Annotated in this window: 13 protein-coding genes and 2 rRNA genes (1 of these 15 cut by a window edge); 14 read left to right on the forward strand and 1 reads right to left on the reverse strand. The window is 38.6% G+C overall.

Features of this window, described 5'->3' with window-relative positions; genetic code table 11:
* From MKY04_RS00455 to rsmI, 13 genes are all read left to right on the forward strand, one after another.
* A 23S ribosomal RNA gene (locus tag MKY04_RS00455) occupies positions 1 to 2,706 on the forward strand (it extends 215 nt beyond the left edge of the window).
* A 99-nt stretch (positions 2,707 to 2,805) separates the two neighbouring features.
* A 5S ribosomal RNA gene (gene rrf, locus MKY04_RS00460) occupies positions 2,806 to 2,921 on the forward strand.
* 249 nt (positions 2,922 to 3,170) lie between these two features.
* Positions 3,171 to 3,980, forward strand: a complete 810-nt coding sequence (locus MKY04_RS00465) for an undecaprenyl-diphosphate phosphatase (RefSeq protein WP_126295498.1) — start codon at positions 3,171 to 3,173, stop codon at positions 3,978 to 3,980.
* 153 nt (positions 3,981 to 4,133) lie between these two features.
* On the forward strand, positions 4,134 to 5,555 hold the full coding sequence (locus tag MKY04_RS00470) for an aminotransferase class I/II-fold pyridoxal phosphate-dependent enzyme (RefSeq protein WP_126295497.1): 1,422 nt from the start codon (positions 4,134 to 4,136) through the stop codon (positions 5,553 to 5,555).
* Positions 5,556 to 5,574: 19 nt separating this feature from the next.
* Positions 5,575 to 6,210, forward strand: a complete 636-nt coding sequence (gene tmk / locus MKY04_RS00475) for a dTMP kinase (RefSeq protein ID WP_126295496.1) — start codon at positions 5,575 to 5,577, stop codon at positions 6,208 to 6,210.
* 188 nt (positions 6,211 to 6,398) lie between these two features.
* A complete protein-coding gene (locus tag MKY04_RS00480; protein WP_126295495.1) occupies positions 6,399 to 6,728 on the forward strand; it encodes a cyclic-di-AMP receptor in 330 nt (109 codons plus the stop codon).
* Between the two features lie 176 nt (positions 6,729 to 6,904).
* Positions 6,905 to 7,345, forward strand: coding sequence for a YaaR family protein (locus MKY04_RS00485; RefSeq protein ID WP_126295494.1), 441 nt, complete (start codon positions 6,905 to 6,907; stop codon positions 7,343 to 7,345).
* An 83-nt stretch (positions 7,346 to 7,428) separates the two neighbouring features.
* Positions 7,429 to 8,433 (forward strand): DNA polymerase III subunit delta', encoded by a 1,005-nt coding sequence (holB, locus tag MKY04_RS00490; RefSeq protein WP_126295493.1) that lies wholly within the window; start codon positions 7,429 to 7,431, stop codon positions 8,431 to 8,433.
* Complete coding sequence (locus MKY04_RS00495) at positions 8,426 to 9,241, forward strand: PSP1 domain-containing protein (protein ID WP_126295492.1); 816 nt, start codon at positions 8,426 to 8,428, stop codon at positions 9,239 to 9,241. Before holB ends, MKY04_RS00495 begins: the two co-directional genes overlap by 8 nt.
* Positions 9,242 to 9,264: 23 nt before the next feature.
* On the forward strand, positions 9,265 to 9,627 hold the full coding sequence (gene yabA, locus MKY04_RS00500; RefSeq protein ID WP_126295491.1) for a DNA replication initiation control protein YabA: 363 nt from the start codon (positions 9,265 to 9,267) through the stop codon (positions 9,625 to 9,627).
* Between the two features lie 217 nt (positions 9,628 to 9,844).
* A complete protein-coding gene (locus MKY04_RS00505) occupies positions 9,845 to 10,594 on the forward strand; it encodes a tRNA1(Val) (adenine(37)-N6)-methyltransferase (RefSeq protein WP_346235166.1) in 750 nt (249 codons plus the stop codon).
* The gene (locus tag MKY04_RS00510; RefSeq protein WP_126295489.1) at positions 10,578 to 10,838 is read left to right on the forward strand and encodes a GIY-YIG nuclease family protein; all 261 of its coding nucleotides are present in this window, start codon (positions 10,578 to 10,580) and stop codon (positions 10,836 to 10,838) included. Before MKY04_RS00505 ends, MKY04_RS00510 begins: the two co-directional genes overlap by 17 nt.
* On the forward strand, positions 10,838 to 11,710 hold the full coding sequence (gene rsmI / locus MKY04_RS00515) for a 16S rRNA (cytidine(1402)-2'-O)-methyltransferase (protein ID WP_126295488.1): 873 nt from the start codon (positions 10,838 to 10,840) through the stop codon (positions 11,708 to 11,710). The genes MKY04_RS00510 and rsmI overlap by 1 nt, the downstream gene beginning before the upstream one ends.
* Positions 11,711 to 11,781: 71 nt before the next feature.
* On the opposite strand, the gene MKY04_RS00520 is transcribed toward rsmI, so the two are convergent.
* Positions 11,782 to 12,060, reverse strand: coding sequence for an AbrB/MazE/SpoVT family DNA-binding domain-containing protein (locus MKY04_RS00520; RefSeq protein ID WP_126295487.1), 279 nt, complete (start codon positions 12,058 to 12,060; stop codon positions 11,782 to 11,784).
* 344 nt (positions 12,061 to 12,404) lie between these two features.
* On the opposite strand from MKY04_RS00520, the gene metG reads away from it, so the two are divergent.
* Positions 12,405 to 14,366, forward strand: coding sequence for a methionine--tRNA ligase (gene metG / locus MKY04_RS00525; protein ID WP_126295486.1), 1,962 nt, complete (start codon positions 12,405 to 12,407; stop codon positions 14,364 to 14,366).
* Positions 14,367 to 14,487: the final 121 nt, after the last annotated feature.

The raw sequence follows: 14,487 nt of genomic DNA on the forward strand, positions 1-14,487 counted from the left end.
GGAAGAGAAAGAAATTATTCGATTCCCTAAGTAGCGGCGAGCGAAACGGGAAGAGCCCAAACCAAGAGGCTTGCCTCTTGGGGTTGTAGGACACTCTATACGGAGTTACAAAAGAATGAATTAGGCGAAGCGATCTGGAAAGGTCCGCCAGAGCAGGTAAAAGCCCTGTAGTCGAAAGTTCATTCCCTCTTGAGTGTATCCTGAGTACGGCGGAACACGTGAAATTCCGTCGGAATCCGGGAGGACCATCTCCCAAGGCTAAATACTCCCTAGTGACCGATAGTGAACCAGTACCGTGAGGGAAAGGTGAAAAGCACCCCGGGAGGGGAGTGAAATAGAACCTGAAACCGTGTGCCTACAAGTAGTTAGAGCCCGTTAATGGGTGATAGCGTGCCTTTTGTAGAATGAACCGGCGAGTTACGATTACGTGCAAGGTTAAGTTGTAGAAGACGGAGCCGCAGCGAAAGCGAGTCTGAATAGGGCGAATGAGTACGTGGTCGTAGACCCGAAACCAGGTGATCTACCCATGTCCAGGGTGAAGGTGAGGTAACACTCACTGGAGGCCCGAACCCACGCACGTTGAAAAGTGCGGGGATGAGGTGTGGGTAGCGGAGAAATTCCAATCGAACTTGGAGATAGCTGGTTCTCTCCGAAATAGCTTTAGGGCTAGCCTCGTGATTAAGAATACTGGAGGTAGAGCACTGTTTGGACTAGGGGGGCATCTCGCTTTACCGAATTCAGACAAACTCCGAATGCCAGATATTTATACACGGGAGTCAGACTGCGAGTGATAAGATCCGTAGTCAAAAGGGAAACAGCCCAGACCACCAGCTAAGGTCCCAAAGTAATCGTTAAGTGGAAAAGGATGTGGCGTTGCTTAGACAACCAGGATGTTGGCTTAGAAGCAGCCATCATTTAAAGAGTGCGTAATAGCTCACTGGTCGAGTGACGCTGCGCCGAAAATGTATCGGGGCTAAACGATTCACCGAAGCTGTGGATGGACATCTTAGATGTCCGTGGTAGGAGAGCGTTCTAAGTGCGTTGAAGTCAGACCGGAAGGACTGGTGGAGCGCTTAGAAGTGAGAATGCCGGTATGAGTAGCGAAAGATGGGTGAGAATCCCATCCACCGTATGACTAAGGTTTCCTGAGGAAGGCTCGTCCGCTCAGGGTTAGTCGGGACCTAAGTCGAGGCCGACAGGCGTAGACGATGGACAACAGGTTGATATTCCTGTACCACCTCCCCGCCGTTTGAGTAATGGGGGGACGCAGTAGGATAGGGTAAGCGCGCTGTTGGTTATGCGCGCCCAAGCAGTAAGGCGTGGAAGTAGGCAAATCCGCTTCCTATAACGTTGAGCTGTGATGGGGAGTTCGTATGAGCGAAGTACCTGATTTCACGCTGCCAAGAAAAGCCTCTAGCGAGGCGGGAGGTGCCCGTACCGCAAACCGACACAGGTAGTCGAGGAGAGAATCCTAAGGTGTGCGAGAGAACTCTCGTTAAGGAACTCGGCAAAATGACCCCGTAACTTCGGGAGAAGGGGTGCTCTCGTGAGAGAGCCGCAGTGAATAGGCCCAGGCGACTGTTTAGCAAAAACACAGGTCTCTGCAAAACCGTAAGGTGACGTATAGGGGCTGACGCCTGCCCGGTGCTGGAAGGTTAAGAGGAGGGGTTAGTGGCATCACGAAGCTCTGAATTGAAGCCCCAGTAAACGGCGGCCGTAACTATAACGGTCCTAAGGTAGCGAAATTCCTTGTCGGGTAAGTTCCGACCCGCACGAAAGGCGTAACGATCTGGGCACTGTCTCAACGAGAGACTCGGTGAAATTATAGTACCTGTGAAGATGCAGGTTACCCGCGACAGGACGGAAAGACCCCGTGGAGCTTTACTGTAGCTTGATATTGAATTTTGGCACAACTTGTACAGGATAGGTAGGAGCCAGAGAACTCGGAGCGCCAGCTTCGAGGGAGGCGTCGGTGGGATACTACCCTGGTTGTGTTGAAATTCTAACCCATACCCCTTAGCGGGGTAGGAGACAGTGTCAGGTGGACAGTTTGACTGGGGCGGTCGCCTCCTAAAAGGTAACGGAGGCGCCCAAAGGTTCCCTCAGAATGGTTGGAAATCATTCGTAGAGTGTAAAGGCACAAGGGAGCTTGACTGCGAGACCTACAAGTCGAGCAGGGTCGAAAGACGGGCTTAGTGATCCGGTGGTTCCGCATGGAAGGGCCATCGCTCAACGGATAAAAGCTACCCCGGGGATAACAGGCTTATCTCCCCCAAGAGTCCACATCGACGGGGAGGTTTGGCACCTCGATGTCGGCTCATCGCATCCTGGGGCTGTAGTCGGTCCCAAGGGTTGGGCTGTTCGCCCATTAAAGCGGTACGCGAGCTGGGTTCAGAACGTCGTGAGACAGTTCGGTCCCTATCCGTCGTGGGCGTAGGAAATTTGAGAGGAGCTGTCCTTAGTACGAGAGGACCGGGATGGACACACCGCTGGTGTACCAGTTGTCTTGCCAAAGGCATCGCTGGGTAGCTATGTGTGGACGGGATAAGTGCTGAAAGCATCTAAGCATGAAGCCCCCCTCAAGATGAGATTTCCCATTACGCAAGTAAGTAAGATCCCTCAAAGACGATGAGGTAGATAGGTTCGAGGTGGAAGTGTGGCGACACATGGAGCTGACGAATACTAATCGATCGAGGACTTAACCAAAATTTTGAACGCATTCAATGTCTTTATCCAGTTTTGAGAGAACGAACTCTCAATTTAATAAAGAGGATTTCAAGAAAATAATTCTTGGAAGCCAAAAAGTGAAGTGATGATGGCAAAGAGGTCACACCCGTTCCCATACCGAACACGGAAGTTAAGCTCTTTAGCGCCGATGGTAGTTGGGGGCTTCCCCCTGTGAGAGTAGGACGTCGCTTCGCAAATGAAACCGCTGAGATTCAGCGGTTTTTTTATGTGGAAATTAAGATCCTTCTTATAAAGAGATAGATAATTCAAGACTTAAATGAAACAAATAAATTGGAAGTTCGTCAAAGTTAAGAAGGGTGGCATAGAATTGGTAGAATATCTATATTTTTAAAGTGATGAAGTTCTGACGATAACGAATGGAACTCTTTTACCTTGATTTAAAAAGCCCCTCAGACTTTAATAAAATTATAAGGAAGGGATCAATGGAAAATTTAATATCTTATATAAAGTACCTCATTATTGGTATTGTTCAAGGGTTTACTGAGCCAATACCAGTTTCATCAAGCGGTCATGTAATGATTGTCAGCGAGTTGTTAGGTCTTGGAGAGCAAGGATTTACGTTTGCAATTTTAACTAATACGGCTTCATTATTTGCTATTTTAATAATTTACCGAAAAGATCTCATGCGATTAGTTACAAATTCTATAAAATATTTGCAGACGAAAAATGAAAAATATATAACTGATTTTCGTTATGTATTTCTAATCATCATTGGTACTATTCCTGCAGGGGTATTAGGAGTGCTCTTAAATGATATAATTGCAGAAAATGTAACGATGACGACCATTGCAATCATGCTGTTTGTCACAGGGATTGCGCTATGGGTAATACGTCATATAAATGGAAATAAAAAAGACAAGGATTTAAGGGTTAAAGATGCATTGCTAGTTGGACTTGGTCAAGCAGTTGCTTTAACGCCAGGAATAAGCCGCTCAGGTGCAACAATTATTTCTTCGATAGCTGTAGGAATGACTCGAGAAACAGCACTTCGCTATTCATTCATGCTTTATATTCCAATAAGTCTTGGAGGAGTAGTATTAGGCTTTTCTGATTTTTTAGATGAACCAAATAAATCAGCATTAGCAATTCCCTATACGATTACTTTTATTTCAACATTTATAATGACATATTTTGCTATGAAATGGTTTATGGGAATTATGAAAAAAGGAAAACTAATTTATTTCACCTACTATTGCTTTATCGTAGGTACATTACTATTAATTTTTTATTAAAGGGTTTAAAGAAGATAACCAAAAATTTATATTTTATAGTTAAAGTTATATCGGCTTTTAAAGTGATATAACTTTTTTAATTTAACTAGGGAAATGTGATTTCTTTGCTTTCTAGGTCTATAATATAAGAGATATATTGAACGGAGTGATACGATGAAAAGGGAGAGACCGATAGTAGAAGCACTACAAAGTTTTGTAGCAAAGCACCCGCAATCAATGCATGTACCGGGACATAAGAATGGGTTACTATCTAAGTTGCCCAAGGAAATAAAAGCAGCACTTACATATGATTTAACCGAGTTAACTGGACTGGACGATTTTCATCATCCTGAAGAAGCGATATTAAGAGCTGAAAACCTATTAGCGAAAACATATAATGCAGATCGGAGCTTTTTCTTAGTAAACGGATCTACCGTTGGGAATTTAGCAATGATTTATGCAACATGTAAACGAAATGAAAAAATTATTGTACAAAGAAACGCACACAAATCAATCTTTCACGCGTTAGAGTTAGTTGGTGCTAAAGCAATATTTATCGCTCCTGAATGGGATGAGAGTTCAAAGACTGCAGGAGCAGTATCGACAAAAACAATACAGGACGCATTAAATCTTCATCCCGATGCAAAAGCGGTTGTTTTAACTTATCCTACATATTATGGTGTTGCAACAAAAGAACTGGAGCAGCAAATTGAACTATGTCATAAATACGATATACCTGTATTAGTCGATGAAGCACACGGGGCGCATTTTATCGCAAGTAAACTATTTCCACCTACTTCAATAGGATTAGGGGCAGACATCGTGGTACAATCTGCACATAAAACATTGCCTGCTATGACAATGGCATCCTTCTTGCATGTTAAATCACATTTAATAGATATAGAAAAAGTAAACCACTATTTGAGAATGTTGCAATCAAGCAGTCCATCCTATTTATTGCTTGCATCTTTAGATGATGCTAGGGAATACATAGATAGTTATTTAGAAAGTGATGGCGTATATTTAAAAGAAAAACGAAGCCAATGGATTGAAGCATTACAGTCTCTTTATCCATTAGAGGTGGTAGAAGTAGATGATCCGTTAAAAGTACTTTTACGTTTGCCTGGGTATACAGGATTTCAACTTAAAAATGCGCTTGAATTAGAAGGAGTTTATGTGGAACTTGCGGACCCATATCAGGTTCTTGTTATTTTACCACTACTAAAACATGGACAAACTTTTCCTTTTGCCGAATTGCGTATTCGCATAAAAGAGGCAATTGCAAAATTAAAAAAAGAACAAATTGCAATAAATGAGTTAGTACAACCAATATATGAAATATCCACCGTATCAGTACCCGAATATTCTTATGATGAAATTGAACAACTCGAAAAAGAGTGGATACCTTATATGCGTGCAATAGGAAGGGTATCAGCAAGCATGCTCATTCCATATCCACCTGGTATTCCATTGTTGTTGCCAGGGGAAAAAATTACAGTTTCAAAATTAAGCCAACTAGAGGAGCTACTTGCAGCAGGTGCAGCATTTCAGGGACAGCATCGATTAAATGAAAAGCTCATTTGCGTAATAAAGTAGCAGCTGGAGGAATATAAAAATGAAAAGAAATTTATTTATTACATTTGAAGGACCAGAAGGAGCAGGGAAAACTACCATTTTAAATAAAATAGTTGAACGTTTACATCAGCATCAAATAGATGTATTAGCAACTAGAGAGCCAGGTGGTATTGAAATTGCGGAAAAAATTCGTGACGTAATTTTAAATCCTGCACATACAGCAATGGGTGAAAGAACTGAAGCGTTATTATATGCGGCTGCAAGAAGTCAGCACTTCTTTGAAAAGGTAGAACCGGCTTTAAAACAAGGAAAACATGTTTTATGTGATCGTTTTATAGATTCGTCATTGGCATACCAGGGTTTTGCTCGTGGAATTGGCATCGATGAAGTATTAGCCATTAATGAATTTGCTATTGGGAAGCGTATGCCAGATATTACGATATTATTTGATATTGAACCTGCTATTGGACTAGCTCGTATTCATGCACATAATGAGAGGGAAGTGAATAGACTTGATATAGAGAGCCTCTCATTTCATGAAAAGGTAAGAGAAGGCTATCGTGAAGTAGTAAAACGTTACCCAAACCGAATTAAGGTAGTAAATGCAGATCAATCCATTGACCTAGTTGTTGAGGAAGTTTGGCATATTTTAAAGGGAATACTAGGAGAAAATTAAATGAAGTAGTTTACCATGTATGCTATAATAAAAACACCAATTCAACATTATATTGTGATATTACACAATATAAATGCCTCTAATGAAAGTCTTAGAATTCGTTAAAAAGTGAACTACATCAAGCTTAATTTTGGAATTTATTTGATATAAATTATGAGGTGAATTTAATAATATGGGAGTGGATGCGGATGAAATTAGTTGTTGCAGTCGTTCAAGATCAGGATAGCAATCGTTTGTCTAATGCGTTAACGAAACATAATTTTCGGGCAACAAAGTTAGCCAGTACCGGCGGATTCCTTCGTTCAGGAAACACTACTTTTATTGTAGGTACTGAGGATTCATCAATTCCTCAACTGCTTGATATTATTCGGGATAATTGTCGTTCACGTGAACAATTGGTATCACCTATATCACCATTAGGTGGGAACGCGGATTCTTACATTCCATACCCTATTGAAGTTGAAGTTGGGGGAGCTACAGTTTTTGTATTACCAATTGAACAGTTCCATCATTTCTAACCTTATTATACTCCCTAAGAAATGCTAGTTAGCATAGTAAGGTTCGGCCTTTGCAAATACTCAGGTTTTTGGAAATGAGTTAAGCTAGTAGCTCGATTCAAAGACAATCATGAACTGTCCATCAGTGTGTAGCAGCAATATAGGCCGTAATTGATATGAGCGGAGGAGAAAGGTAATTGAAAATAAATCAGGATTTACGTGTAGGTTTAAAAACTAGTCGTAACGAGTTAAAGCACGTGAACCAACAAGGAAATAGATTTGGTGAAATTCTTGTTAAACAAGGTTCAAAGCTTCAGACAGAGCAATTGACAAGACTTCTAGGCGATATTTCGGCTGCTGGAGACCGTGTTGCAAAATCACGTAATCTACGTGAACTTACCCGGTTTAAAATGCTTATTAAACGCTTTTTACAAGAAGCTGTTGAGTACGGTCTTGATATGAAACAATCCCATAGTTGGAATCGTTTTGGTGAAGGCCGCCGCTTAAAAATTGTTGAGACAATTGATGAACATTTAGTGGAGCTTGCGCAAGATATTTTAAATGAAGAAAAAGAAACAATCGATTTGCTCGACAAGATAGGAGAAATAAAAGGATTGTTAATTAATTTATATATGTGAAACCCGTGTCTTCTTCGTGTATTGGACACGGGATTTTTTCTAAGTAGATAAATCAAAACCCGTCTAGAAAAAGGTGAAGAATCATGGTAGAAAATGTGGAAGAACTAAAGGTGCTTCAGCCTGTGGTGATGAAACAGCTTCAAACGATTTTTGAAAAAAATAGAACTGCTCATGCTTATATTTTTGATGGTGAAAAAGGAACAGGTAAGAAGCAAATTGCAAATTTTTATATTAAGCTTCTTTTATGTCTGAATCCGTCGGAAAATGTTCCATGTGAAACATGTCGAAACTGTAAACGTATTGATACTGGTAATCACCCGAATGTAAAGCAGCTAGAGCCCGACGGACAATTTATAAAAATCGACCAAATTCGAGACCTCATTTCTGGGATGACAAGAACAAGCATCGAAGAAGGTCGTAAAATTTACATTCTCCATCATGCAGATCGTTTGAATACATCTTCCGCAAATACATTACTTAAATTTTTAGAGGAGCCTGAGGGTGATGTAACCGCAATATTGCTTACCGAAAGTTATCAATCCATCTTGCCAACAATTCAGTCCCGTTGCCAGCATATTAAATTCTCAAGTATTCCTCGAGAAATTTTATTAAGGCAGCTGCAAGATCAAGGTGTTACATTTTCCATGGCTTCCACAGTTAGTATGCTGACAAATAATTTAGAAACAGCATTATCATTAGCTCATGATGAGCAGTTTGCACATGCAAGAAAAACAGTGTTAAAATTAGTGGAGACAGTCAAAAAAAATGTACATGAAGCATTATTAGTCGTGTACGAGGACTGGCTTCCTTCCTTTAAGGAAAAATATGAATTTGAAAGAGCTTTAGATTTACTACTTTTTGCTTATCGTGATATTGTAGCAATAAAGGCTAATCCGAACAGCAGTTGTACATATCCTGACATGTTACAAAGTTGGAAGGAGCAAGCATTGCATACGACGTACGATCGTTTGTCTAATCAAATACAAGCTATATTACAAGCAAGACAAAATTTAGGGCGCAACATGAATCGTACGCTTATGATGGAGCAGCTAATGCTGAATCTGCAGGAGGGGTATACATTTGTATAATGTAGTCGGAGTCCGTTTTAAAAAAGCGGGTAAAATATATTATTTCGACCCTGGTGAATTTCTACTTGAAGTAGGACAGTATGTTATTGTAGAAACAGCTAGAGGCGTCGAATATGGAAAGATAGTCGTTCCGATGAAGCAAGTAGGGGAAAATGATGTTGTTTTACCTTTAAAGCAAGTATTACGCCCTGCTGATGAACGAGATCGTATCCAAGTAGAAGAAAATTTGCAAGAATCACAACGAGCTTTTGAACTAGCTAATTCGAAAATTAGTGAGCATAATTTAGAGATGAAGCTTGTTGATGTTGAATATACATTTGATCGAAATAAGATTATTTTTTATTTCACAGCTGAGGGCAGGGTTGATTTCCGTGAACTTGTAAAAGACTTGGCTTCTATTTTCCGTACACGAATTGAGTTGCGTCAAATCGGAGTACGCGATGAAGCGAAGCTTCTTGGTGGAATTGGTCCATGTGGTCGGATGTTGTGCTGTTCAACATTTTTAGGTGATTTTGATCCCGTTTCAATTAAAATGGCAAAAGATCAAAACCTATCACTAAATCCAACAAAAATCTCAGGACTTTGTGGTCGTTTAATGTGCTGTCTAAAGTATGAAAATGACGATTATGAAACTGCAAAAGAAGGAATGCCAGATATCGGTGATACAACAATGACACCAGACGGCATTGGAAAAGTTGTTGGAATTAATGTATTAGAGCGGTTAATTCAAGTATTTTTAGAAGAGCAGGAAAGAACTATCGAATATACGTTAGATGAAATTATTGAATACGAGAAAAATTTGATATAGATAAAACTAATGGGGTGGCTTGAGTGAAGGACCGTAATTTCTTAGATACTGTTATGGAATTCGAATTACAGCTCGAATCGCTACAGCAACAATACAATGACATAAAAAAATATGTTGCGCATATGGTGGAAGAACATCAGGCAATTCAGACGGAAAACCTTCACCTACGTAGACGTTTAGAGGAGCTTTTATCTAATGATAATAATACCTCTAATGTTAGTAGTAATAAGGAAAAAGTTAGCTTGTTAGATATTGGAGAAGGGTACGACAATTTAGCAAGACTTTACCAAGAAGGATTCCATGTTTGTCATGTTCATTTTGGAAGCTCTCGTAAAGGTGAAGATTGCTTGTTCTGTCTATCGTTTTTAAATAAACAAAATGGTTAAGGAAGAGGCTGATGCCACAATTTGTGGTTTTCAGTCTTTTCTTTTGCCAATGATGAAATATAAAATTGTTAGAGAGTGATAAGCTCCAGAGCTTAGAGATTATATGAAATAAGGCATGCATCAGACAATTCTATGCAGATAAATTGTCGGCAATCAAGCAATGGTACGGTTACCGAGAGCTATCAGGGGGCTACTCTTTTTCTTATGGAGGTTATTTATGGAACAATGGTTAAAAGATGATGAAAGGCTAGATTATTTATTAGCTGAAGATTTGAGAATTATCCAAAGTCCTTCTGTTTTTTCATTTTCACTTGATGCAGTACTGTTATCAAAATTTGTTAATATTCCAGTAAATAAAGGGAAAATTGTTGATTTATGTTCTGGAAACGGTGTTATTCCTTTATTTTTAAGTGCACGGACGAAAGCACAAATAATGGGTGTCGAATTACAAGAGCGCCTTTATGATATGGCAGTTAGGAGCGTGAAGTATAATAAGTTAGACGAACAAATTCATATGATTCGCGGAGATGTGAAGGAAATTCCGCCTCAATTAGGTATAGAAAAATATGATGTTGTCACATGTAATCCTCCTTATTTTTTAGCACATGAAATGAGCGATAAAAATATAAGTGAACATTATGCAATCGCACGACATGAAATTTTGTTAACATTAAATGAAGCCATAGAATCTGCGAGTAGACTCTTAAAACAAGGTGGAAAGGCTGCATTTGTTCATCGTCCCGGAAGGCTGCTCGATATTGTGACAGCTATGCGAGAAAATCGTCTTGAACCAAAAAGAATCCGTTTCGTGTATCCAAAATTCGGGAAGGAAGCAAATACGCTTTTAATTGAAGGAATAAAAGATGGCAAACCAGATTTGAAAATATTGCCACCATTATATGTATACGATGAAAATAATCAGTATACAGCCGAAGTGAGTGAAATACTATATGGAGATAAAAAATAATCACATATTTTATGTATTAGAGTGTGCCGATCAATCGCTTTATGCTGGCTATACGAACGATTTACAAAAAAGAGTGCTTGCCCATAATGCTGGAAAAGGAGCAAAATATACAAAGGCACATCGGCCAGTTAAGTGTGTTTATTTTGAAACATTTGAAACAAAACAAGAAGCAATGCGGGCAGAATATGCATTTAAACAATTAAAACGTAGTGAAAAATTGAAATATATTGGGAGAGACGTTTGATGAAATCACAAAAAAGCAGTCAGCACGAGCAAGGCAGTTGTCTCTATTTAGTAGCAACTCCTATTGGAAATTTGGAGGATATTACAGCTCGCGCATTACGAATTTTAAAAGAAGTAGATATTATTGCGGCAGAGGATACACGCAATACGAGAAAACTTTGTAATTATTTTGATATACAAACTCCTCTTGTAAGCTACCACGAGCATAACTTGGAACAAGGTGGAGAAAAAATTCTAGCACTACTACATGAGGGAAAGTCTGTTGCATTAGTAAGTGATGCAGGTCTTCCATGCATATCTGATCCAGGGGCGGATATTGTGGTGAAAGCAATTGAAGAAAATTTCGCTGTTGTGCCAATTCCAGGTGCCAATGCTGCCTTAACCGCTTTAATTGCATCAGGTATAACTCCTCAACCATTTTATTTTTATGGGTTTTTGAACCGCAATAAAAAAGAACGAAGAAAGCAACTTGAATCAATCTCAAAGCGGGAAGAAACGATTATCTTTTATGAGGCGCCGCATCGATTAAAAGAGACGTTAAAAGACCTTGATTTGATTTTAGGGGATCGCAAAATTGTACTAGCACGAGAACTTACGAAAAAGTTTGAAGAGTTTTTGCGAGGTACAATTAAAGATGCGATCGAGTGGGCAGATGAAAATGAGAGTCGTGGGGAATTTTGCATCATTATTGAAGGAAATCAAAACGGGCAAGCTGATGAGGTAGAGGACGCCTACTGGACGAGCTTTTCTGTAGTTGAACATATTGATTATTTAATTAATGAAAAAGAGCTGAATTCAAAAGATGCTATTAAAGAAGTGGCAAAGATTAGAGGCTTAGCTAAGCGGGATGTATATCAACAATATCATAAGTAATTATTTGTATCTTAAAAGTAAAAAAGCGAATGCTATTTAAATATTCTTTAAAGTAGCATCGCTTTTTATTTTTATCTTTTAATATGTTGTTGAATTTCTTTCATTAAAATTTCAGCACCTTCTGGACTTAAAATTAATTTACCTCCAGCAAGGCGGAAATTTTCATCTGAAACTTCACCAGTTACAGCGCAAGTCATGTTAGGCATGTATTTTTTTAGAATGATCTTATCGTCATCAACGTAAATTTCTAATGCATCTTTTTCTGCAATGCCTAGTGTACGACGAAGTTCAATAGGGATTACTACACGACCTAATTCATCGACTTTACGAACGATACCTGTTGATTTCATGACAATATTTCCTCCTGTTATTTGTATAATATAAATGATTCGTCAAAATTCGACATCGTTGCCTTGTCTGAATAGAATCATACCAAGTAATGCCATAAACGTCAATTATTTAGCATTAAGAGAGTTATTTTATTTTAATTTAACCAATATTTTTATTATAAAAGTGCTAAAAACTAGAGATTATTATTAAAAAACGTATTATTTAGCTAAAAAGTTCCAATTATTTTACAACTTTTACTGATAGTATTTTCTAACAAAATACTGTAATAATATTCTTTCATTGAAACAAATTTCTTACTTCGATAAAATAAACACTATACAGTTGACAATGGAGGCAGTTTTACGTGAGTGAAAAGAAAACATTTTATATAACAACCCCTATTTATTATCCAAGCGGAAAGTTTCATATTGGGACGGCTTATACAACTGTGGCATCAGATACGATGGCGCGTTATAAACGTTTAAGAGGTTTCGATGTACGTTTTTTAACAGGTATGGACGAGCACGGTCAAAAGATACAGGAAAAGGCTGCGGAAGTAGGCAAACATCCTCAAGAATATGTGAACGAAATAGCAGATGCAGCAAAAAAGTTATGGTCTTTGATGGATATTTCTTACGATGATTTCATTCAAACAACTCAAGAACGCCACACGAAAAGTGTAGAAAAGATATTCCAAAAATTCCTTGATAATGGGGATATCTATAAAGGTGAATATGAGGGGTGGTACTGTACACCGTGTGAATCATTTTATACAGAAACACAGCTAGTTGATGGCAATTGCCCAGATTGTGGACGACCTGTTCATAAAGTAAAAGAAGAATCATATTTCTTTAACATGAAAAAATATGCGGATCGTTTGCTTCAATACTATGAAGAAAATGTAGAATTTATTGAACCTGAATCACGTAAAAATGAGATGATTAACAACTTTATTAAACCAGGATTAGAGGATCTTTCTGTATCACGAACTTCATTTGACTGGGGAATAAGAGTGCCCGGAGATCCAAGACATGTAATCTATGTTTGGGTAGATGCACTTACTAATTATATTACAGCTTTAGGATATGGTTCGGATAATGAAGAACTATTTAATAAATATTGGCCAGCCGATGTTCATGTTGTTGGTAAAGATATCGTTCGTTTCCATACAATTTACTGGCCAATCTTCTTAATGGCTTTAGACTTGCCATTGCCGAAAAAAGTTTTTGCACATGGCTTCATTATGATGAAGGATGGAAAAATGTCGAAGTCAAAAGGTAATGTTGTCTATCCTGAGATGTTAATCGAACGTTATGGGTTAGATGCAACACGTTATTTCTTGCTTCGTGAATTACCATTTGGTTCAGATGGAGTGTTTTCGCCGGAATCATTCGTTGAGCGTACAAACTTTGATTTAGCTAATGATTTAGGAAACTTACTAAATCGAACAGTTTCAATGATGAATAAGTATTTCGATGGTATTATACCAACGAAAGAACTGGAGGAAACCGAATTCGATACTCCATTAAAAGTTCAGGCAAAGCAAACACGACTTATATATGAACAAAATATGGAGAAAATGCAATTTAGCGTAGTTTTATCAGATATTTGGTCTCTAGTTTCACGTACAAACAAATATATTGATGAAACACAGCCTTGGGTACTTGCTAAGGGTGAAGAAAATAGAGGTAAATTAGCCTCTGTAATGGCAAACCTGGCAGAAAGTTTACGTCATATTGCAGTTATGTTACAGCCATTTATGACTTCTACTCCAAAACAAATTATTCAACAATTAGGTCTAGATGAATCATATTTAGCTTGGGAAACAATTGAAACATTCGGGAATATTATTCCAGAAAACATAAAAGTGGTAGAAAAAGGAATACCAATATTCCCTCGATTAGAGACTGAAGTAGAAGTTTCTTATATTCGTGAACAAATGCAAGCATCGGTAAAAACGCCTCAAGAAGAGAAAAAATCATCTGTTGAAGTACCAGATGTACCTGAAATTTCAATCGATGACTTTATGAAAGTTGACTTGAGAGTGGCTACTGTTACTGCTTGTGAACCTGTGCCAAAAGCGGATAAATTATTAAAGCTTCAGGTAGACCTTGGGTACGAGCAACGTCAAGTTGTATCTGGCATTGCGCAATATTATAAACCAGAAGAGTTAGTTGGACAAAAAGTAATTGTTGTAGCAAATCTAAAACCTGTAAAGCTTCGCGGTGAACTTTCACAAGGTATGATTTTGGCTGGATCACATGAAGGCGTTTTAACATTGGCAACAGTAGATCCAAAGCTTGAAAATGGTGCAAAAGTTAAATAATACATTATAGTTAGCCTGTTGGACACTTCATGTTCAACAGGCTTTTCAATCAAATTTTCTATACTATAAAAACTATATTATAAAAATTTAATGATGAACGCTTTCTGTCGAAATAGGGAAA

It is taken from the genome of Lysinibacillus telephonicus (assembly GCF_039654155.1).
GTDB classification, from domain to species: Bacteria; Bacillota; Bacilli; order Bacillales_A; family Planococcaceae; genus Ureibacillus; species Ureibacillus telephonicus.

Coding starts and splice junctions, on each gene's coding strand:
- MKY04_RS00470 (WP_126295497.1), top strand. CDS start 4,134: ATGAAAAGGGAGAGACCGATAGTAGAAGCACTACAAAGTTTTGTAGCA.
- MKY04_RS00465 (WP_126295498.1), top strand. CDS start 3,171: ATGGAAAATTTAATATCTTATATAAAGTACCTCATTATTGGTATTGTT.
- rsmI (WP_126295488.1), top strand. CDS start 10,838: ATGAAATCACAAAAAAGCAGTCAGCACGAGCAAGGCAGTTGTCTCTAT.
- tmk (WP_126295496.1), top strand. CDS start 5,575: ATGAAAAGAAATTTATTTATTACATTTGAAGGACCAGAAGGAGCAGGG.
- holB (WP_126295493.1), top strand. CDS start 7,429: ATGGTAGAAAATGTGGAAGAACTAAAGGTGCTTCAGCCTGTGGTGATG.
- MKY04_RS00520 (WP_126295487.1), bottom strand. CDS start 12,060: ATGAAATCAACAGGTATCGTTCGTAAAGTCGATGAATTAGGTCGTGTA.
- MKY04_RS00510 (WP_126295489.1), top strand. CDS start 10,578: ATGGAGATAAAAAATAATCACATATTTTATGTATTAGAGTGTGCCGAT.
- MKY04_RS00505 (WP_346235166.1), top strand. CDS start 9,845: ATGGAACAATGGTTAAAAGATGATGAAAGGCTAGATTATTTATTAGCT.
- MKY04_RS00480 (WP_126295495.1), top strand. CDS start 6,399: ATGAAATTAGTTGTTGCAGTCGTTCAAGATCAGGATAGCAATCGTTTG.